At 70.8% G+C, this 20,830-nt stretch carries 18 protein-coding genes; 4 read left to right on the top strand and 14 right to left on the bottom strand.

Annotated elements, in window-relative coordinates; translation table 11 throughout:
* Positions 1-58: 58 nt before the first annotated feature.
* Positions 59-430, bottom strand: a complete 372-nt coding sequence (locus AB4078_RS03700; protein WP_441976008.1) for a hypothetical protein — start codon at positions 428-430, stop codon at positions 59-61.
* Positions 427-1,323 (bottom strand): tRNA pseudouridine(55) synthase TruB, encoded by an 897-nt coding sequence (truB, locus tag AB4078_RS03695; RefSeq protein WP_441976007.1) that lies wholly within the window; start codon positions 1,321-1,323, stop codon positions 427-429. Before truB ends, AB4078_RS03700 begins: the two co-directional genes overlap by 4 nt.
* An 89-nt stretch (positions 1,324-1,412) precedes the next feature.
* On the opposite strand from truB, the gene AB4078_RS03690 reads away from it, so the two are divergent.
* Positions 1,413-2,309 carry an A/G-specific adenine glycosylase gene (locus tag AB4078_RS03690; protein WP_441976006.1) on the top strand — a complete coding sequence of 299 codons (897 nt, stop codon included), beginning with the start codon at positions 1,413-1,415 and terminating at the stop codon, positions 2,307-2,309.
* A gap of 32 nt (positions 2,310-2,341) precedes the next feature.
* Here AB4078_RS03690 and AB4078_RS03685 read toward each other — a convergent pair whose 3' ends face one another.
* The 5 genes from AB4078_RS03685 to nusA form a co-directional block, all read right to left on the bottom strand.
* Positions 2,342-4,393 carry a LuxR C-terminal-related transcriptional regulator gene (locus tag AB4078_RS03685; RefSeq protein ID WP_441976005.1) on the bottom strand — a complete coding sequence of 684 codons (2,052 nt, stop codon included), beginning with the start codon at positions 4,391-4,393 and terminating at the stop codon, positions 2,342-2,344.
* 331 nt (positions 4,394-4,724) lie between these two features.
* Positions 4,725-5,156, bottom strand: a complete 432-nt coding sequence (gene rbfA, locus AB4078_RS03680; protein WP_441976004.1) for a 30S ribosome-binding factor RbfA — start codon at positions 5,154-5,156, stop codon at positions 4,725-4,727.
* A 142-nt stretch (positions 5,157-5,298) separates the two neighbouring features.
* A complete protein-coding gene (infB, locus tag AB4078_RS03675; RefSeq protein ID WP_441976003.1) occupies positions 5,299-8,070 on the bottom strand; it encodes a translation initiation factor IF-2 in 2,772 nt (923 codons plus the stop codon).
* Between the two features lie 59 nt (positions 8,071-8,129).
* Positions 8,130-8,420 (bottom strand): YlxR family protein, encoded by a 291-nt coding sequence (locus AB4078_RS03670; protein ID WP_441976002.1) that lies wholly within the window; start codon positions 8,418-8,420, stop codon positions 8,130-8,132.
* Between the two features lie 35 nt (positions 8,421-8,455).
* Entirely contained in the window at positions 8,456-9,445 is a 990-nt protein-coding gene (gene nusA / locus AB4078_RS03665) for a transcription termination factor NusA (protein ID WP_440732176.1), read from the bottom strand.
* A gap of 143 nt (positions 9,446-9,588) precedes the next feature.
* Between nusA and AB4078_RS03660 the strand changes: the two genes are divergently transcribed.
* Positions 9,589-10,947: a flavin monoamine oxidase family protein gene (locus AB4078_RS03660; protein ID WP_441976001.1), complete on the top strand. Its 1,359-nt coding sequence runs from the start codon at positions 9,589-9,591 to the stop codon at positions 10,945-10,947.
* Positions 10,948-10,960: 13 nt separating this feature from the next.
* Here AB4078_RS03660 and AB4078_RS03655 read toward each other — a convergent pair whose 3' ends face one another.
* The 5 genes from AB4078_RS03655 to AB4078_RS03635 form a co-directional block, all read right to left on the bottom strand.
* Positions 10,961-12,001 (bottom strand): TIGR00730 family Rossman fold protein, encoded by a 1,041-nt coding sequence (locus tag AB4078_RS03655; protein WP_440732178.1) that lies wholly within the window; start codon positions 11,999-12,001, stop codon positions 10,961-10,963.
* Between the two features lie 72 nt (positions 12,002-12,073).
* Entirely contained in the window at positions 12,074-12,514 is a 441-nt protein-coding gene (locus AB4078_RS03650; protein ID WP_441976000.1) for a cupin domain-containing protein, read from the bottom strand.
* Complete coding sequence (locus tag AB4078_RS03645; protein WP_441975999.1) at positions 12,511-13,107, bottom strand: pyridoxamine 5'-phosphate oxidase family protein; 597 nt, start codon at positions 13,105-13,107, stop codon at positions 12,511-12,513. Before AB4078_RS03645 ends, AB4078_RS03650 begins: the two co-directional genes overlap by 4 nt.
* Positions 13,108-13,237: 130 nt before the next feature.
* Positions 13,238-14,995, bottom strand: a complete 1,758-nt coding sequence (locus AB4078_RS03640; RefSeq protein WP_440732181.1) for a proline--tRNA ligase — start codon at positions 14,993-14,995, stop codon at positions 13,238-13,240.
* A 91-nt stretch (positions 14,996-15,086) separates the two neighbouring features.
* Entirely contained in the window at positions 15,087-15,860 is a 774-nt protein-coding gene (locus tag AB4078_RS03635) for an isocitrate lyase/PEP mutase family protein (protein WP_441975998.1), read from the bottom strand.
* Between the two features lie 52 nt (positions 15,861-15,912).
* Between AB4078_RS03635 and AB4078_RS03630 the strand changes: the two genes are divergently transcribed.
* Entirely contained in the window at positions 15,913-17,331 is a 1,419-nt protein-coding gene (locus tag AB4078_RS03630) for an RNB domain-containing ribonuclease (protein ID WP_441975997.1), read from the top strand.
* A complete protein-coding gene (locus tag AB4078_RS03625; RefSeq protein ID WP_441975996.1) occupies positions 17,318-18,670 on the top strand; it encodes an erythromycin esterase family protein in 1,353 nt (450 codons plus the stop codon). The genes AB4078_RS03630 and AB4078_RS03625 overlap by 14 nt, the downstream gene beginning before the upstream one ends.
* Here AB4078_RS03625 and AB4078_RS03620 read toward each other — a convergent pair.
* Positions 18,667-19,533: a hypothetical protein gene (locus AB4078_RS03620; RefSeq protein ID WP_441975995.1), complete on the bottom strand. Its 867-nt coding sequence runs from the start codon at positions 19,531-19,533 to the stop codon at positions 18,667-18,669. The genes AB4078_RS03625 and AB4078_RS03620 overlap by 4 nt on opposite strands.
* Entirely contained in the window at positions 19,530-20,681 is a 1,152-nt protein-coding gene (ispG, locus tag AB4078_RS03615; RefSeq protein WP_441975994.1) for a flavodoxin-dependent (E)-4-hydroxy-3-methylbut-2-enyl-diphosphate synthase, read from the bottom strand. The genes AB4078_RS03620 and ispG overlap by 4 nt, the downstream gene beginning before the upstream one ends.
* Positions 20,682-20,830: the final 149 nt, after the last annotated feature.

Here is a 20,830-nt window from a genome sequence, read left to right as displayed (position 1 = left end):
CATGGCAGGGTCCATTCTACGGAACCCGATGACACCGGGTCCGCACAGCCGGTGCTGCTCAGCCGCCGATCGGCGTCGTCCAGATCACCTGCATCCGCCAGATCATGACCGCGATCGACAGTGCGACCACGCCCATGATCACCGTGCTCCAACGGGAGCGCTCGAGCAGCGCCCAGACCGCTCCGCCGATCGGCAGCAGCACGGCGGAGACCAGATACACGCCGTACTCCAGCGGGTCGCCGAGAGCGGGATTCCCCGTGAACGGCAGCACGATGGCCAGGACGACCTGCACGATCAGCAGCAGCTCGATCAGGGCCAGCGATCCCACGGTCCAGTCACTCGGACGCTTGCCTGCGAAGCCCATGATCAGGCAGAACAGGCCCGCCGCGACCGCGACCGCGATCTGGATGACGGTGAACCACAGGATCATGACGCCCCCTCCGGCATGTTCATGGCGCTCTTCAGGTCATCACCGCGACGCTCCACGATCCCGATCAGCACACCGTCGGGATCGATCGCCGCGGCGCGCGGACCCTCGAGCCTGGCACGCTGGGCGACCAGGCGCTTGCCGTGACGCAGATCGGCCGCTTCCTGCGCGCTGACCGCGAGGACGGGAAGGATCCGGGCCGCCGCAGCGGCAGCGGTGAGCGGCCGCGCCTCTGCGAGAGTTTCCAGCATCGAGGCATCGGCCACGTCGAACGGCCCGACACGCGTGCGGCGCAGCGCCGTGAGGTGGGCGCCGACGCCCAGGGCCGCCCCGAGATCGCGAGCGAGGGCGCGAATGTAGGTTCCGGACGAGCAGTCCACGACGACGTCGAGGTCGCGCATGCCGTCGTCGGCGGGGCTGTCACCGAGCACGTCGAAGCGCGACACCACCACATCGCGGGCAGCGAGGACGACGTCCTCCCCCGCGCGCACGCGATCGTACGCCCTGCGTCCGTCGACCTTGATCGCGGAGACGGCGCTCGGCACCTGCGAGATGGCGCCGGTGAGCGCGGCGATGCCGGCGGCGATCTCATCCGCAGCGATCGCGGAAACACGCTCGGGGTCGGCCGAGGCGGTGATCTCGCCGTCCGCGTCGTCCGTGCTCGTGCTCTGACCGAGGCGGATGGTGGCGTGGTAGGTCTTGTCGGCACCCACCACGAAGGTGAGCAGACGCGTGGCCGCTTCGACGCCGATGACGAGAAGCCCGGTGGCCATCGGATCGAGCGTACCGGCGTGCCCGACCTTGCGGGTGCCGAACACCCGGCGGGTGCGGGCGACGACGTCGTGACTCGTCATCCCGCCCGGCTTGTCGACGAGCAGGATGCCGCTGGTTGCCATGCCCCCAGCCTAGAGGCCGCGACAGTTCGGATCCGACCGGTCCGCCGGCGATGCGACGCGGTTCCGCGGGAGCGGTAGCGTGGACTCCCGTGGCCGACTCCCCCGCCTCCGCGCCGATCGCGTCCGCGCTGATCGCCTGGTACCGCGAGCACGCGCGGGACCTGCCCTGGAGACGGGCGGAGTACCTCGCCGCGTACGGAGCGTGGGGCGTGCTGGTGAGCGAGTTCATGCTGCAGCAGACGCCGGTCAACCGCGTGATCCCGCATCTGGAGGCGTGGCTGGCACGCTGGCCCGATCCGATCTCGCTCGCCGCGGCGACTCCGGCCGAGGTGCTGCAGCAGTGGGCGAACCTCGGATATCCCCGACGCGCGCTGTGGCTGCACCGGGCCGCGATCGCCGTCCGCGATGAGCATGGCGGGGTGACGCCGCGCGACGTCCCCGCACTGCTGGCGCTCCCCGGCATCGGCGACTACACGGCTCGCGCCGTGTCGGTGTTCGCGTTCGGCGACCGCCATCCCGTCGTGGACACCAACACGCGACGGGTCATCGCCCGCGCCGTGCACGGGCGGGCCCAGCCGGATCCTCCTTCACGCCGCGATCTGGACGACATGCTCGCGCTGCTGCCCGACGAGGCGGGGGACGCCGCCGTCATGAACGCCGCGATCATGGAGCTCGGTGCGACCGTCTGCACCGCCCGCAGCGCGGACTGCGCACGGTGCCCGCTCGCCGAGCTCTGCGTCTGGCGCGCCGCGGGCTTCCCCGACGGCGAGGACCGGCGGCGACGGCAGGCGAAGTACGAGGGTTCGGACCGGCAGGCGCGCGGCGGCGTGCTCCGCGCGTTGCGGCACGCCGAGGGCCACCGTCTGCCCGCCGATGCCGTCCTCGCCGACTGGCCGGATCCGGTGCAGCGCGACCGTGCGATCGACTCGCTCGTCGCGGACGGGCTGCTCGAGGCCACCGATGGCGAGCTGATGCTGCCGCGCTGACCGGCCACGGACCGCCGCTGTCCGCGCGCCCCTCAGAGGTGCTGGTCGGTGCGGTGTGCGAGCACCGTCAGCTCGTGACGGGTGCGCACGTCGAGCTTCGCGAAGATCCGGCCGCCGTGCACCTCGACGGTCCGCACCGAGACGTGCAGCGCGAGCGCGATCTCGCGATTCGCGCGCCCCTCGGCCATGAGCAGAGCGACCTCGAGCTCACGGGCGGTGAGGACCGGCTCCCAGGCCGCGCGGCAGACCTCCAGCGATGACGGCACGGCGCCCGTCTCTCCGGCGGCTTCCGCCGCGCGCAGCCGACGCTCGGCCATCATCCGCAGTCGTCGATCGACCATGCCGCGCCATGCCCGCGCCCCGGACTCCTCGAACAGGCTCCGCGCGGCGCGCAGGTGCCGCACGCCTCGGCCGCGGTCGCCCCGTGCCGCGCATGTGGAGCCCAGCAGCGCCTCGACCCTTGCCCGCTCGAAAGGCGAACGGATCCCCCGGCTCTCCTCGGCCACCGCATCGAGGTCGGTACGCCAGGATGACTCGCGCGCGGCTCTGACGCGCTCGCGCAAGGTCCGTGCCGCCGTCGCCTCGGGAGGCTCCGGCGCCGTCGCCGCACCCAGCGGACCGATCTCGTCCAACCCGGGCAGACCGAGGGGCTCGGAGGGTCTGCCGCGGTCCGTCCACAGGCCCATGTGCACGGCGGCCTCATCGCTGCGTCCCTGCAGATAGGCGTCGATGGCGCGGTCCACGAACCCATCGGGCTCCTGCGGCCACGGAACGGATGCAGCGAGCTCCCGGGACAACGCTCCGATGCGGCCGTCCACGGCGAGATCCAGTCGCCGGGACAACGCCACGGCGAGACCGGCGAACGGCAGCGCCACGGGGAGCTCCGCCGCGGACGCGGCGAGAAGCTCATGGGCGGTGCCGATGCGTCCCGCCCAGACGTGCAGCAGCACTTCGGCGACGGCACGGCGGGCGCGCAGCAGCGGACCATGCTCCTGCAGACCGATCACGCGAGCGTCGCCGCGGATCGCGACAGGCTCGGCCAGTGCGCGCACCCCGGCATCCGGGTCGCCGTCGAGGCCGGCGCACAGTGCGTGCGCCACGCGCTGGACGGCATCGCCGTCGTCGATCGCCCCCGCATCCGCGTGGCCCGCCAGCGCATCGCACCAGGCCAGCAACGTCGCCCGCACCTCCGTGTCCTCACCGAGTCGTGCTGCGATGGCGAGCCACGCTGTGCTGCGTTCGCGGTCACCGCGCTCAGCGCCGAGGGACGCGCCCAGCACCGCGGCGAGCCGGTATCCCGGGCCGGACGCATCAGGCGGGACCAGCAGATCGGGCGCCGGCACCGCGCCCTGTCGCAGCGTGTGCGCGAGCACGAAGGCCGCCGTCGCCTCACCGCGATGTCCGCCATCGATGCGCAGCGCCTGCTCGATGCGTTCCACGGCGTCCGCTACCCAGCCTCCGGCCAGCGCCGCACGTCCGCTGCACAGCAACGCGCTCGCGTGCGCGGACGATCCCGGTCCGGCATGCTCCACGGCCTCTGCCGCGCAGGACCAGGCACGCTCGGCAGCTCCTTCGCGCAGCGCCGCGTACGCCAGCTCGATGAGCGGTTCGACCAGGCCGGGATCGGCCGCCACGGCGCCACGGGCGCGGTGCCACAACGCCGCGTGCTCATCCCCTGCCTCGGCGAGCACCACGGCCAGCCGTTGGTGTGCACGCAACCGATCCTGCGATGTCGCCGCCGCCAGCAGATGCGCACGCAGTGTCGGATCGGCAAAATGGAACCTCCCGCCGCGCAGCTCGGCGAGACCGACGAGCTGCGACCGAGCAACGCCGTCCGGATCACACCCCACGATCGCGCCCAGCGCCTGCACCGATCCTGAGCCGCACAGCGCGAGCGCGAATGCGCGCTCCCGATCCGCGTCGCGCGGCAGCACGCGCTGAGCATGCGCCTCCAGCGCGGGGGCTGCCGGAAGGGCGTCGGGCAGCACCCGCCATCCCCGGCGATGTTCAGGATCCAGCGCGGCCAGCATCTCAGCGGCCGCGACGGCGTCACCACCGCAGATGCGATCGATCGCGGAGCGCACGTGCGGCGCGACATCGTGGGTACCGCAGGCCAGACGGTCGGACTTATCCTCCGACGGCGCACCGGGCGCCCGGATCCTCGCCCGCTCTTCGGTCCTGCTTGTCGTCGCGCCGTTCATCGCTGCGCAGCCCCCCGCCACCATCGTGCGCCACTTCGCGCACGTGGGTTGGATGCTAACAAGAGACGAGCGCGGATCCCAACTTCTTAGACCCGGTGGAATAATCGCCCAACGCAGGAGACATGCGCGCAAGCAACGACGAGAGGCCCTGGGACACAGTGTCCCGGGGCCTCTCGCAGCGATGTCACGGTGCCATGGCACCGCCCTGAATCGATCAGTTCTCGTCGCCCTCGCGGGGCTTCACATACGGATCTTCCTCGCCCGCGAACGCGGCGGACGCGGCGATGCCGGCGACCTGCTCATCACGTTCGCGCGCCTGCCGGAGCAGATCACTGATGTGGTCGGCGTTCTCGGGCAGCGCGTCGGGGATGAACTCGAGCGTGGGCACGAGCCGGATGCCGAGCTGACGTCCGACCTCCTTGCGCAGGAGCCCGGTCGCTGACGTGAGCGCCGCACCCGAGGCCACGCGCTCCTCCTCCGTGCCGAGCACGGTGTAGAACGCGGACGCGTGCTGCAGATCACCGGTGACGCGCACGTCGGTGATCGTCACGAAGCCGAGGCGCGGATCCCGCAGCCCCTTCTCCAGCCGCTCAGCGAGGATGACGCGGATCCGATCCGCGAGTCGTGCCTGTCGTTCTCCGGCCATGTCCTTACCCTCTCACTCTTTCGCCCGCGTGGAACGCAAGCGCGGAGCAGGAAGGCACCCTGTGACGACCGTCGGGGCGTCCGCGAAGCGGACCGGGGCCCCGTAAGGTCGGCACAGGATGCCATCCTGCGCAACCACGTGCTTAGCCGCGCGGCTTCTCCACCATCTCGGTCGTCTCGATCTCGTCGCCGACCTGGATGTCGTTGTACTTGCCCAGGCCGATACCCGCCTCGAAGTCCGTGCGGACCTCGGTGACGTCGTCCTTGAAGCGGCGCAGCGACTCGATGGCCAGGCCATCGGCGAGGACGATGCCGTCGCGGATGACGCGCGCCTTGGCGTTGCGCGTGATCGTTCCCGACCGCACGATGACACCGGCGATGTTGCCGAACTTCGAGGAGCGGAACACCTCGCGGATCTCGGCGACACCCGACTGGACCTCTTCGAACTCCGGCTTGAGCATGCCCTTGAGGGAGTTCTCGATCTCGTCGATCGCGTTGTAGATGACCGAGTAGAACCGCACGTCGACGCCCTCGCGGGACGCCGCCTCACGGGCCTTCGGGTCAGGGCGGACGTTGAAGCCCACGATGATCGCGTTGTCGATCGTCGCCAGGTTCACGTCCGACTCGGTGACCGCGCCGACACCGCGGTGGATGATGCGCAGCTGCACCGAGTCGTCGACCTCGATCTTGAGCAGCGACTCCTCCAGAGCCTCGACGGCACCGGACACGTCGCCCTTGATGATGAGGTTGAGCGTCTCGACCTTGCCCTCTTCGAGAGCACGGGTGAAGTCCTCGAGCGAGATGCGCTTGCGGGCCTTCGCCAGCTGCGCGTTGCGCTCGACGGCTTCACGCTTCTCAGCGATCTGACGGGCCATGCGGTCCTCGTCGGTCACGATGAAGACGTCACCGGCACGCGGGACCGAGTTCAGACCCTGCACCTGGACCGGGCGGGAGGGAGCTGCGGCCTCGACCGCGTCACCGTTCTCGTCGATCATGGCGCGGACGCGTCCGTATGCGGTGCCCGCGACGATCGCGTCACCGATCCGGAGGGTTCCGGACTGGATCAGCACCGTGGCGACCGAACCGCGGCCCTTGTCGAGCTTCGCCTCGATGGCGATGCCTCGCGCGGCCTTGTTCGGATTCGCGGTGAGGTCCAGACCGGCGTCCGCGGTGAGCAGAACGGCGTCCAGGAGCTCCTGGATTCCGGTGTTGGCACGTGCGGAGACGTCAACGAAGATGACGTCGCCGCCGTACTCCTCTGCGACCAGGCCGTACTCGGTGAGCTGCTGACGGACCTTGGCCGGGTTGGCCTCGGGCTTGTCGACCTTGTTGACCGCGACCACGATCGGCACCCCGGCCGCCTGGGCGTGGTTGAGCGCCTCCACCGTCTGCGGCATGATGCCGTCGTCGGCCGCGACCACGAGGATCGCGATGTCGGTCACCTGCGCACCACGGGCACGCATGGCGGTGAACGCCTCGTGACCCGGAGTGTCGATGAAGGTGATCGCGCGCTCGATGCCCTCGTGCTCGGTCCACACCTGGTAGGCACCGATGTGCTGGGTGATGCCACCGGCCTCGCCCTCGATGACGTTGGTCTGCCGGATCGCGTCGAGCAGTCGGGTCTTACCGTGATCGACGTGACCCATGACGGTGACCACCGGGGGACGGATCTCGAGGTCCTCCTCGCTCTCCGCCTCCAGCTCGGCCTCGAGGTCGAGACCGAAGCCCTCGAGGAGCTCCTTGTCCTCGTCCTCGGGCGAGACCATCTGAATCGTGTAACCGAGCTCGGCGCCGAGCACCTCGAACGTCGCCTCGTCCAGCGACTCGGTGGCCGTGGCCATCTCGCCGAGGTTGAACAGGATCGTCACGAGCGTGCCGGGCTGCACGGTGTAGCCGCGCAATGCCTCGAGCTTGTCCGCGAAGTCGGCGATCGAAGCACCGCGACGCAGACGGATGATCTCGCCGTTGCCCTTCGAGACGTTGACGCCGCCGACGACCGGCGCCGACCGCATCTCGAATTCCTGCCGCTTCGCCCGCCGCGACTTGCGCTGCTTGCTCTTGCCGCCGCCCTTGCCGAACGCGCCGGCCGTACCGCCGCCGGGGCCGCGGCCGCGGCCGCCACCACCGCCGGGACGACCGGCGAAACCGCCGGCCGGGGCACCAGGAGCGCCACCAGGGCGCTGGAACCCACCGGCACCGGCACCACCGGGACGGCCGGGGCCGCCGGTGCGCTGCTGGAACGGAGCGCCGGGACGACCGGCACCGCCGGGACGACCGGGACCACCGGCACGGCCGCCGGGGCCGGGACGGGGTCCGCCGACGCGCGGCGAGCCGGGGCGCGGAGCCTGCGGACGCGGGATGTTGCCCGGCGTCGGACGCTGGCCCATGCCCTGCGCGGAGGCGAACGGGTTGTTACCCGGACGCGGACCCGCGGGACGCGAGCCCATACCCTGCTGCGAGGCGAACGGGTTGTTGCCGGGGCGAGGTGCGCCGGGGCGCGGAGCGCCGGATCCGCCGGGCTTGTCCGCAGACGTCTTCTCCGCAGCGGTCTGGGCCGGAGAGGGCGCAGCCGGAGCCGCGGGAGCCTCGGCCGCCGGTGCCGGGGTCGGCTCTGCGGGCTTGGCCGGTCCCGGCTTCGGGCCGGGAGTCGGCGCCTTCGGGCCGGGCTTGGGCGCGCCGGAAGACGCTGCTGCGGGGGTGGCCGCAGCAGGCTTGGCGGCCGGGGCGGTCGCGGAAGCGGCGCCGGCCGGCTTGTCGGCCTCGATGGCAGCACGCAGCTTGCGCGCGACCGGGGGCTCGATCGTGGATGAGGGGGACTTCACGAACTCGCCGAGCTCCTTGAGCTTCGCGAGTGCAAACTTGCTGTCGACGCCGAGTTCGGCGGCGATCTCGTGCACGCGTGGTTTACCAGCCACAATTCTCCTGTCAGGGTCGGTCCGCCCTGGCAGGGCAGACCACTAGTCGCGGACGGGTCTCATTTCGAGCCGTTCACTTTGTTTCCATAGCCGTTCAGCCGTTTCTCGAGGGTCTGCATGTTCTCTGCTTCCGGGAATTCCATCGCAGTGGACACACGGAGTGCACGGGCGAAGGCGCGTCGCCGCAGGGCGGTGTCCACGCACTCCGGAGTCGGATGCACCCACGCACCCCGCCCCGGCAGCACGGCCTGCTCGTCGAAGACGAGCTCACCATTCCGGATTGCCACCCTGAGCAGGGCGGTGCGAGATGCACGAGCGCGGCAACCGACACACGTTCGTACATGATCCATCTTACACCTCGGGCGCGGCAGGCGAACGCGGCCGCTCAGGCCCCGTCGAGGATCGAGTCCGGCTGGATGTCGATCTTGGCGCCGGTGAGCTTCGCGGCGAGGCGGGCGTTCTGCCCCTCCTTGCCGATCGCGAGCGACAGCTGGTAGTCGGGCACCAGGGCCCGCACGGCCTTCGTGCCGGCGTCGAGCACGAACGCGCTGGTGACCTTGGCGGGCGACAGCGCATGCGCGACGAACGTCGCGAGATCCTGGTGATAGTCGACGATGTCGATCTTCTCCCCCGCGAGCTCCTCGGTGACCGCGCGGACACGGCGGCCCATCTCGCCGATGCACGCGCCCTTGGCGTTGATGGCGGGGTCGTTCGCCTTCACCGCGATCTTGCTGCGGTGCCCGGCCTCACGGGCCAGCGCGACGATCTCGACGAGGCCCGCGGCGATCTCCGGCACTTCGAGTGCGAAGAGCTTGCGCACGAGACCCGGGTGCGTGCGGGACACGGTGATCGCGGGACCCTTCATCCCCTTGGCGACCGACGTCACGTAGACCCGGATACGGGTTCCGTGCGTGTACTCCTCACCCGGGACCTGCTCCTCGGGCGGGAGGATCGCCTCGACGGATCCGAGGTCGACGTGGATCATGCGCGGGTTCGGGCCCTGCTGGATGACACCGGCGACGATGTCGCCCTCCTTGCCGCGGAACTCGCCGAGAACGGCGTCGTCGGCGATGTCGCGCAGGCGCTGGCCGATGACCTGCTTCGCGGCGAAGGCGGCGATGCGGCCGAAGTCATCGGGAGTGGAGTCCTCCTCGCCGATGACCGCACCCTCCTCATCGCGCACGGGGATCAGCACGGCGACGTGGCCGGTCTTGCGGTCGAGCTCGACGCGGGCGCCTTCGGTCAGCACGCCCTCCGCAGAGTCATGCTTGGCGTAGGCGGTCAGGACGGCCTGTTCGATGATCGCGATCAGCTCGTCGAAGGGGATCTCCTTCTCCCGCTCGATCGTGCGCAGCAACCCGAGATCGATATCCATGACGGCCTCCCTGTTCAGCTCTCGTCGGCGCGCACCCGCACGCACGACATCCGTACAACGATACCCTGGCGAGACCCGTCTCGGCGAAGGCTGGTGGCCTCCGGGTCCGAGATCCTCCCGACGAAGACCCCCGAGGAGAACGCGTGCCCGAGTTCGACACGATCGTGATCGGCGCCGGCATGTCCGGTACGACCGCAGCGCGGCTTCTCACCGCGGCCGGTCAGCGCGTGGCCGTGCTGGAGGCGCGGGACCGGGTCGGCGGGCGCATGCACACGGACCGCGGCGCGGGCTTCTCCGTGGATCTCGGCGCGTCCTGGATCCATGGCATCGAGGATTCCCCGCTGTGGGAGCTCGTGCGGGCCCTGAACGTGCCGACCATCGAGTTCACCGTGGGCAGCTTCCAGGCCGGCGGCCGCCCCATCGCCGACTTCGACGGCGAGGCGCGGCGCCTGTCCGCCGCAGAGAGTGCGCAGTGGGTCACCGACGTCGCCGCGGCCGACCTCGCGGTGGAGCAGGAGATCTCCCGGTCCTCCCCCGGCGACACCTACCTCGAGGTGACGGAGCGCGCCTTGGACGCCCTGGAGCGGCACCGGGATGCGATGGATCCGGAGCGCGTCGACGAGATCCGCGAGTTCTTCCGGCACCGCGTCGAGGAGCAGTGCGGCGCCTGGATCGGCGACCTCGACGCGCACGGGCTCGACGAGGACGCGATCGACGGCGACGAGGTCGTCTTCCCGCGCGGTTATGACGAGTTGCCCGCCCGCATCGCTGCCGGGCTCGATGTCCGGCTCGAGCACGTGGTGCGGCGCATCGTGCGCAGCACGGAGGGAGTGCGGGTCGAGACCGATCGCGGCGTCTTCACGGCCGCACGGGCGGTCGTCACCGTGCCCCTCGGCGTGCTGAAGGCCGGCGCGATCGCGTTCGAGCCCGCGCTGCCGGCAGAGATCGCGGATCCGATCGCGCGGCTCGGGATGGGCGTGTTCAACAAGATCTTCCTGCAGTTCCCCGAGCGCTTCTGGGAGGAGGAGGTGTACGCGATCCGCGCTCTCGGCGAGCCCGGCGAGCACTGGCACTCCTGGTACGACGTGTCCGCGATCAGCGGCCGGCCCACGCTGCTGACCTTCGCCGCCGGGCCGTTCGGGAAGCGTGTGCAGACGCTGACCGACGACGTGATCTCCGCCGATGCCATGGCGGCGCTGCGCCGGCTCTACGGCGAGGACATCCCCACGCCGGTCGCGCGCTGGATCACGCGCTGGGGACAGGATCCGTTCTCGCAGGGCTCCTACTCGCACCTCGCGAACGGATCCTCGCACGAGGACCACGACGCCCTCGCAGGCCCGGTCGACGGGATGCTGCACTTCGCCGGAGAGGCCACCTGGGGCGCAGAGCCGGCGACGGTCGGCGGCGCCTATGCCTCGGGGGTGCGCGCCGCAGAGCGCGTCCTCGGCCACGCCGTCGATCTCGACGCCTTCGCCGCGGGGATCCTGCGCTCCGAAGCCTGAGTCGCGGGCCGGGTCAACGGCGCGGCGCGGATCCGAATCGGTTGATCGCACCGATGATGCGGAACAGGCCGCCGACCGCGCGCTGATCCAGGTGCATCGACAGCCGCGGCAGCTCGACCCGGTCCTTGTCGGCCAGTTCGGCCGGGTGCGGGCCGGATGCTTCGATGCGGCCGGATGAGAGCAGGGATCCGAACTGCTCGTTCAGCTGGGCGATCTCGTCGGAGGTCGCAGCGGCGCGCAGCCGCAGCACCAGCAGATCGCCCACCCACCGCAGCGAGTCGTAGTTGCGCCAGAACCCGGTGATGACGGCCGTCGCCTCCGACACCGAGTCCGTGATCTGGACGCGGTCGAAGTCGCCGGGAGAGATCACCCCGGTCGGTGCGAGGTCCTCCTGCACGAAGCGCTCCAGGCCGCGCCAGAACGTCCCGCCGGGCTCGTCCAGCAGCACGATCGGCATGGGTTCGGCCTTGCCGGTCTGCTGCAGGGTGAGCAGCTCGAACATCTCGTCCAGGGTGCCGAAGCCGCCGGGGAGGCAGATGAAGCCGCGGGACTCCTTCATCAGCATGAGCTTGCGCGTGAAGAAGTACTTCATCGCCACGACGTGCTCCTGCTCGCCGACGATCGTGTTCGCCTTCTCCTCGAACGGGAGTCGGATGGACACCCCGAGAGAGCGCTCGGGGCCCGCGCCCTCAGCAGCGGCCTGCATGATCCCCGGGCCCGCGCCCGTGACCACCATCCAGCCCTCCGCGGCGAGCGCGGCCGCCACGTCGCGCGCCTGCCGGTACAGCGGGTCGTCCTGGGCGGTGCGGGCGGATCCGAAAACCGTTACCTTCGGAACCCCGTGGAACGGCGCGAACAGCCGGAACGCATCACGCATCTCGCTGAGCGCGGCGGAGGCGATCTTCAGGTCGAGACGGTCCGCGCCGTCCTCGCCGAGCAGCACTGCGGTCTGCAGCATACGCAGGATGAGACGCCGGTCGGCGCGCACTCCGGCGCCGTCGAGCACCGTGTTGATCTCGGCCCGGAGGGTCGGAGGCAGGATCTCGTCGGTCATGCCTCCAGCGTGTCACGCCGCGATGAAGGGCGGGTGCCGCCGCGCGGAGCGGTCGTCGCCCCGTGGGCTCTCTCAGCCCAGCGCAGTCCAGGGCATCGGCCGCTCCGGCAGCCGCGCGCTGTCGTCGGGGAAGTGCGGCAGCGCCTCGCCACCGGCGCGGATGCATAGCCAGCGCAGTTCGCCGGTGCTGTCCGGTCGCGCGCGCCAGGTGCGCGGCACGCCCTGGCCGACACGCACGACCGTGCCGGGCCCGACTTCCACGACATCGTCGCCGACACCCATCTGACCGTGCCCGGCGAGGAAGACGTAGAGCTCCTCGATCCGGGAGTGGGTGTGCCAGTAGCCCGCCTCCTCGCCGGGAATCAGGGCGTTGGCGGTCATGCCGATGTACTGCATGGTCAGCTCATGATCGACGACGCGTCGTCCGTCGCGGGAGCGAGACTCGTCGAACCCGCCGTGGAAGTCCCGCCATTCGTCCGGGCTGCCGATGCTCATCACCTCGTAGTCGCTCATGCACTCTCCTCCTCTGCGCTCTCGCGCGCTTCCTCACCATCACGCCGTGTCCGGAGCCATCCTGAACCGTCGCGCGTGTACACGATGCGGGTATGCCGACGATCGGTCGAGCCCTGCCAGAACTCGATCCGGCTCGGCACGATCCGCCAGAGCACCCAGTCCCCCTCGGCCACACCGGCCCGCGCCGCGGCCGATCGCGCCGCGAGGTCGGCCGCGCTCTCGTCGGACGCGGCTTCGCGCACAGGGCCGCGCACCCTCACGGCGCGCAGCACCGGCTGCCACCAGAAGTTCAGGGCGGCCGCGGGGTTCGCCGCGAGCTGCTGCCCCTTGGCGGATGAGCGCGGTCCGGCGAACGCCCAGCCGCGCTCATCGACATCCTTGAGGATGAGCGTGCGCGCGTCCGGAACGCCATCGGCATCGACCGTCGCCAGGGTCGCCGCATGCGGTTCGGCGACTCCCGCCTCGGCCGCGGTGGTGATCCAGTTCAGAAAGAGGGCGAGCGGATCGTTCGGCACCGATCCGGGGTGCAGCGCCGGTGCGGATCCGGTGAGCGCGGGGCGTGCTCGCAGCCAGGCGGCAGGCGTGGTCTCCATGTCTCCATCCTGCAGGACGCGCGCCGGCGGCCGACCCAGCGCGCCGCGAACCGGGCTGCCCCGCACGGATCTCACGACGAAGCCCCGCGCATCCTCGTCGGATGCGCGGGGCTTCGCAAGGTGTCGTCGCTCAGCGCGCAGTGAGCGACTGCACTGCCTTCTCGATAGAGACGGTGTCGCGTTCGCCGGTGCGGCGGTCCCACAGCTCGACCTGGCCGTCGGCGGCACCGCGGCCGACGACGAGCACACGCGGCACGCCGACCAGCTCGGCGTCGCCGAACTTCACACCGGGCGAGACCTTGGGGCGGTCGTCGTACAGCACGTCGAGCCCGGCTGCCTCGAGCTGCGCGGACACGTCAGCCGCGACATCGAAGGCGAGCTGATCGCGACCGGCCGCCACCACGTGCACATCGAACGGCGCGACCGCGGCGGGCCAGATCAGTCCCTTCTCGTCGTTGTTGAGCTCGGCGATGATCGCGAGGATCCGGGTCACGCCGATGCCGTAGGAGCCCATCGTGACGGTCACCAGCTTGCCGTTCTCGTCGAGCACCTTCAGCCCGAGCGCCTCGGCGTACTTGCGGCCGAGTTGGAAGACGTGGCCGATCTCCATGCCGCGCGCGAGATGCACCGGGCCGGATCCGTCGGGCGCGGGGTCGCCCTCGCGCACGTTCGCGATCTCCACGACACCGTCTGCGGCGAAGTCACGGCCGGCGATCACGGAGTGCGCGTGCTTCTGGTCGATGTTGGCGCCGGTGATCCAGCTCGTGCCCTCGACGATGCGGGGATCGAGGAGGTAGCGAATCCCGGTCGCGGACTCCTCGCCGAGGATCGCCCCCGTGGGCGACCACGGGCCGATGTAGCCCTTGACGAGCAGCGGGTTGTTCTCGAAGTCGTCCGCCGTCGCGGCTTCGACTTCGGCGGGAGCGAAGGCGACCTCGGCGCGTTTCTCATCGACCTCGCGGTCGCCCGGGATCCCGACGACGACCAGTTCGCGGGTGCCGTCGAGGTGAGTGAGCGCGAGCACGACGTTCTTGAGCGTGTCGGCCGCGGTGAACTCCCCCTCGAGGTTCGCATTCGCGTGCGCCACGAGCGTCTCGATCGTGGGCGTGTTCGGCGAGTCGAAGATCACGGGAGCGCCGTCGGCGTCGAACGGGACCGCGTCGGGGACGGCCGTCGTGTACGCCTCGACGTTGGCCGCGTAGCCGCCACCGGAACGCACGAAGGTGTCCTCGCCGACGGGGGTCGGGTGCAGGAACTCCTCGCTGCGGGAGCCGCCCATCGCCCCGGCATCGGCCTGCACGATGACGTATTCCAGCCCGAGGCGCTGGAAGATCCGCTCGTAGGCGTCACGCTGTGCCTGATAGCTGGCGTCGAGGCCGGCGTCACTGGCGTCGAAGGAGTACGCGTCCTTCATCGTGAACTCACGACCGCGCAGGAGCCCGGCCCGGGGCCGGGCCTCGTCCCGGTACTTGTCCTGGATCTGGTAGATCGTCAGCGGCAGGTCCTTGTACGAGGAGTACAGGTCCTTCACGAGCAGAGTGAACGCCTCTTCGTGTGTGGGCGCGAGGAGGTAGTCGCCGCCCTTGCGATCGTTCAGGCGGAAGAGCAGGTCGCCGTATTCCTCCCAGCGCCCTGTCGCTTCGTATGCCTCGCGCGGCATGAGGGCGGGGAAATGCACCTCCTGAGCGCCCGCGGCAGCCATCTCCTCACGGACGACCTTCTCGATCCGCGCCTTGACACGCAGACCCAGTGGGAGCCAGGCGAAGATGCCGGCAGCCTGCGGTCGGATGTATCCGGCGCGGATCAACAGCTTGTGGCTCGCAACCTCGGCGCCGGCCGGGTCTTCGCGGAGCGTACGGAGGAAGAAGTTCGAGAGACGAGTCACCACGGCACAAGTCTAGTGACGGCGATCGCCCCGCCTGTGCGGGTGCGCAGGCGGGGCGATCGGTCGGACGGATCGGCTCAGGGGCCGACGCTCGTCAGTTCAGCGCGCGGATGCTCGCCGGGATGATGCCCCCGGCGTAGATCTCGGCGGCGTTGTCCTGCAGCGCGGTAAGGGCGACCCGCTGCGGCAGCGGACCGAAGGAGATCCGGGCGGCGCCGAGCGCCTCGTACTCGGTCGAGGTGAGCGCGCCGGGCAGACCGATCACGCTGACCTTGCCGTGCCCGATCCCGTCGACGAGGGCGCGGGTGGTGTCGGCGTCGAGGATGCCCGGCACGAACACGCAGGTGGCTCCGGCGTCCAGGTAGGCGCGGCCGCGCTCGATCGCGTCGGCGAGCGACTCGGAGACCGGGCGTCCGCCACCACGGACGAAGGCGTCGGTGCGCGCGTTCAGCACGAACGGGACGCCCTCGGCCGAACCTGCGCGGATCATCGCCTCGACATTCGCCGCCGCCTCGGCGAGGGGGCGCAGCCGGTCCTCGACGTTGGCGCCGACCACGCCCGCGCCGATCGCGAGACGAACCGTCTCCCCCGCGTCGTCGTAGCCGTCGTCGAGATCAGCGGTCACGGGCAGCTCCACGGCGGCGGCGATGCGCCCGACCATGTCGAGCATGAGCTCGCGCGGGATCGCGCCGTCGGCGTAGCCGAAGGACGAGGCGATCGAATGGCCGGCCGTGGCGATGGCCGTGGTCTCCGGAAGGGCGGCGATCGCCTTTGCGGAGACGACGTCCCACACGTTGACGACGCGGAGGATCTCGGGGGCCGCGTAGAGCGCGGCGAGGGTGCGGGCCTTGTCGGCGGTGCTGGTCATGACACCACGCTAATGCCCGCCCTCGATAGGGGGCCCGGCTTAGGCTGAACCCATGCCTCAGCGCCGATCGCACGTCGCCCCGTCCGCCGCGCAGTCAGAGCTCGCCACCGCGCTCGCGGCCCTGCGCACCGAGATCGACGCGCCCACCGAGTTCTCGCCCGAGGCGCTCGCCGAGGCGGCGTCCGCCACGGCTCCGACGCCGGACCTGGACCTGCGCGACATCGCGTTCGCGACGCTGGACCCGGCCGGATCCATGGATCTCGACCAGGCCTTCCAGATCGAGCGGAGCGGATCCGGCTACACCGTGCGGTACGCGATCGCGGACGTCCCGTCGTTCGTGACACCGGGTGGCGCGCTCGACGAGGCGGCTCGCGCCCGCGGCGAGACGCTGTATGCCGCGGATGGCACGATCCCGCTGCATCCGCCGGTGCTCAGCGAGAACCACGCCTCGCTGCTGCCGGATCAGGACCGTCCGGCTCTGGTCTGGACCTTCGCACTCGACGCTGCCGGATCCGTCACCGATACCCGTCTCGAGCGGGCGCTGATCCGGTCCCGCGCGAAGCTGGACTACGTCACGACCCAGGCCGACCTCGACGCCGGACGGGACACACCGGCCGCGCTCCTGCCCGAGGTCGGCCGGCTGCGCCTGGACCAGGAGGCGCAGCGCGGCGGCGCGAGCCTGAATCTGCCCGACGAAGAAGTGGTGCGCCGCGACGACGGCTCGTACGCGATCGAGCGTCGCTCGCCATTGCCGATCGAGGACTGGAATGCGCAGCTGTCGCTCATGACGGGCATGGCGGCGGCGCAGCTGATGCTGCAGGCCAAAGTGGGGATCCTGCGCACCATGCCTCAGCCCGACGACGCCGCGTTCGAGACGTTCCGGCGGCAGACCGAGGCGCTCGGCGTGCCGTGGACCGGCGGACGGTACGGCGACTACCTGCGAGGGCTCGGCAAGGACAACCCGCGCACCCTGCCGATCCTGGAGGCGGCGTCGGCCCTGTTCCGCGGTGCGGGGTACGTCGCGTTCGACGGCGAGGTGCCGGCGGAGACGACGCAGGCGGCGATCGCCGCGCCGTACGCCCATGCCACCGCTCCGTTGCGGCGCCTCGTCGACCGCTGGTCGCTCACGATCTCGCTGGCCGTGAGCCGCGGCGCGGAGATCCCGGCATGGGTGCGCGAGAGCCTGGCGCAGGTTCCGGATCTCATGCGCGCGTCCGCTCAGCGCTCGTCGACGCTGAACTCGCGCACGCTCGACCTCGTGGAGGCGGCTCTGCTGGCACCGCGCGTCGGCGAGACCTTCGATGCGGTCGTGATCCGCCGGGGCGGTACGCGTGGAACGGTGCAGATCACGGATCCGCCCGTGACCGCATCGCTGGGGCTGCCGGATTCGGCAGTGGCAGGGGCGACGATCCGGGTGAGGCTGGACTCGGTCGACGTCGCGAAGGGGCAGGTCTCCTTTGCCGTCGTCTGACGACTCTGCGGAGGCGCTCTCGGCGTGGCTGCGCACCCACGCGCATCGTCTGCGCACGCTCAACCCCGACGAGGAGGACGACGCGGACCTCGAGCCGCTTCTGGACATCGTGGGCGATGCCCGTGTCGTCGCGATCGGCGAGTCGATGCACCGCGTGCACGAGTTCTTCGCACTGCGCCATCGCGTGTTCCGATTCCTCCATCGCCGCGCCGGGTTCACGGCGCTGGTAGCGGAGAGCGGCCTGCCTGAAGGTCGGCACGTCGACGGATGGATCCGCACCGGCAGTGACGGCCTGCGCAACGCCCTGCGCGACGGGGTCTCGTACCGGTTCGGCGCGTGCCAGGAGATGCTCGATCAGCTCACCTGGATGCGCGAGCGCACCGCGACCGGACGATCGGCTCCGCGGTGGTACGGGATGGATTTGCCCGACTCCTCGGCGAGCGCACTGCCGGGCATCGTGGCCGCGCTCGAGGTGCTCGACGAAGCGGATCCGCACTACGCCGAACACGTGCGCGCCACAGTGCTGCCCCGGTTCGCGTATCTTCCCGACGACCGCGCCGGCCTGGCACAGGCGGCGCCGTCGATCCAAGCGTATCTGACATTGCCCGACCCGGATCGCGCCGCGATCACGGTCGGCATCGCCGACCTCGCCGCACGGATCCGCGCCCGCCGACGCGAGGAGATCGCCGTGCTCGGCGGCGGCGCGGACGCCGAGGCGCGCGTAGACTTCGCGATCCGTGCGGCGGAGGCCGCCCGCGCAGCCGACGCATTCCTGCAGGCGATGACCGCCGGCCCCACCCGGACCTGGCCTGCCGCGAACATCCGTGACGAATGGATGGCCGACACCGTCGAGTGGATCCTGCAGCGCAAGCCCCGCATCCTCGTCGCCGCGGCCAACGGGCACGTGCAGCGCACCCCGTTCTCCACTCCCCCGTTCGTACCGGAGGAGATGACGACCATGGGCGGGCATCTCGCCGATCGGCTCGGCGACGACCTCGTGGTGATCGGCACCGCGTTCGGCGGCGGCGAGCAATGGCTGCACCGGCCGGACCCCGCGGATCCGCCCGGACACTCCCGTCCGTTCATCGCCCCGCTCGCACCACTCGAGGAGTCCAGCCTGGACGCGGTGCTGGCACGCTCGGGCATCGGTGACGCCGTGGTGGACCTGCGCACGCTCCCTCCGGATGCGGCCGCCGCCGTTGACGCGACCACAGGCTGGCACAACGGCGACGTGATCCAACCCGGTCACGCGCGGGACGCGTTCGATGCCGTGGCATTCGTCCGGACGGTGTCGCCGTGGCAGACCTGGATCGACGATCGGGGATTGGAGCGGCGCTAGGCCTGTACGGGGACCACCGACGTCGTCATCACCAGCAGCTGCGGATCGGAAAGATCCAGCGTCACCGTGATCGACACGAACTCCGCGAGGGACGAGGCATGCGTGCCTCCGCACAGGATCGACGCGGTGCCCTCGGGCAGCTCGCACACCCAGCGGCGGCGATCGACGATGGTCTCGCCCTCGACCTCGACCCGGCTCGGTGCCCCGGACGCGACCCACGCGGCGAGCTGCGCGTTGATGCGCTCCTCGCGCTCCCCCAGCGAGGCCGCGAAGCCCTCGGTGTCGAAGCCGGCCTTGCGCAGACTCTTGCCGAGGCGGTACTCATCGACCGCGCCGTCCTCATGGATGAAACTGGTCTGATTCGCGCGCCCCTCGAAGTCGGGGTTCCCCAGCGCGTCGGATCCGGCGTCCTTGCGCCACAGGTCGGCGACCGCGAGGTCCAGGGCCAGCGAAGCGAGGTGACAGGCGGTGTGCCCGCGGCTCAGCCCCGCGCGGTACGCCGCATCGACGGTGGCCTCGGCCGCAGCCCCGGCGGCGAGCGCCGACGGAACCGCCTCGATGCGGTGCCCGACGAGCCAGGTCCAGCCCTCCGCGCCGCGCTTGACCGGGATGTCCGCTCCGACCGCGACCTCGCCCTCGTCGCTCACCGCCGCCATGACCGCCTCGGTCACCGCGACCTCGACGTCGTCCACGCGTAGCGAACCCCGGTCCCCCGGCTGGTCCGGCCAGGTGTGGTCGACCGGGTGGAACGGGGTGCGGTCCAGGACGACGACGGCGCCGTCGCCCGCCGGATGCACACCCACGACACGCGCGGACTCGACGAGGGACCCCGAAGGGAAGGTGACGATCGTGGCGCTGGTCACGACGTGACGACCTGCGCGGTGCCGAGCGGCGCGCCCGGGCCCATCTCGTCGGCGATGCGGTTCGCCTCCTCGATGAGCGTGGCCACGATGTCCTCCTCGGGCACGGTCTTGATGACCTCGCCCTTGACGAAGATCTGTCCCTTGCCGTTGCCGGAGGCGACGCCGAGGTCGGCCTCGCGGGCCTCGCCCGGGCCGTTCACGACGCAGCCCATGACGGCCACGCGCAGCGGCACGGTCATGTCCTTGAGACCCTCGGTCACGTTCTCGGCGAGCGTGTAGACGTCGACCTGGGCGCGCCCGCAGGACGGGCAGGACACGATCTCGAGCTTGCGCTCGCGCAGGTTCAGGGACTGCAGGATCTGGTGCCCGACCTTGACCTCTTCGGCGGGGGGCGCCGACAGCGACACGCGGATCGTGTCGCCGATGCCCTCGCCGAGCAGGATCCCGAACGCGGTCGCCGACTTGATGGTGCCCTGGAACGCGGGGCCCGCCTCGGTAACGCCGAGGTGCAGCGGCCAGTCGCCCATCGCGGCGAGAAGGCGGTAGGCCTTCACCATCACGACCGGGTCGTTGTGCTTGACGGAGATCTTGAAGTCGTGGAAGTCGTGCTCCTCGAACAGCGACGCCTCCCAGCGCGCGCTCTCGGCGAGCGCCTCCGGGGTGGCCTTGCCGTACTTCTCGAGCAGGCGCGGGTCGAGAGAGCCGGCGTTCACGCCGATGCGCAGCGACACGCCCGCGGCCTTCGCCGCTGCGGCGATGGCGCCGACCTGATCGTCGAACTTGCGGATGTTGCCCGGGTTGACACGCACGGCCGCGCAGCCGGCGTCGATCGCCTGGAACACGTACTTCGGCTGGAAGTGGATGTCGGCGATGACCGGGATCTGGCTCTTCTTCGCGATGATGTGCAGCACATCCGCGTCGTCCTGCGACGGCACGGCGACGCGCACGATCTCGCAGCCGGAGGCCGTGAGCTCGGCGATCTGCTGCAGCGTCCCGTTGATATCGGTGGTCTTGGTGGTCGTCATCGACTGCACGCTGACAGGAGCACCGCCACCGACGAGCACCTTGCCCACCTTGATCTGGCGGCTCTTGCGTCGCGGGGCGAGGACGTCGGGGATCTTGGGCATCCCCAGGTTCACGGCTGGCACGTCTCCCAGGTTACCCGTGCGCGGCTGGACGGGATCCGCGCGCGAGCTGAGCGCGCGCCGCGAACGTCATGGCGTGCTGCCCCGCTGCACCGGTGTGGTAGTTTCGGCGCATGTCCGCGAACCGCTCTTGGTGGCCCGCCTCTTAGGCG

It is taken from the genome of Microbacterium sp. 2MCAF23 (genome assembly GCF_052115565.1).
GTDB lineage: Bacteria > Actinomycetota > Actinomycetes > Actinomycetales > Microbacteriaceae > Microbacterium.
This window is presented reverse-complemented; position numbering and strand designations above follow the sequence as displayed.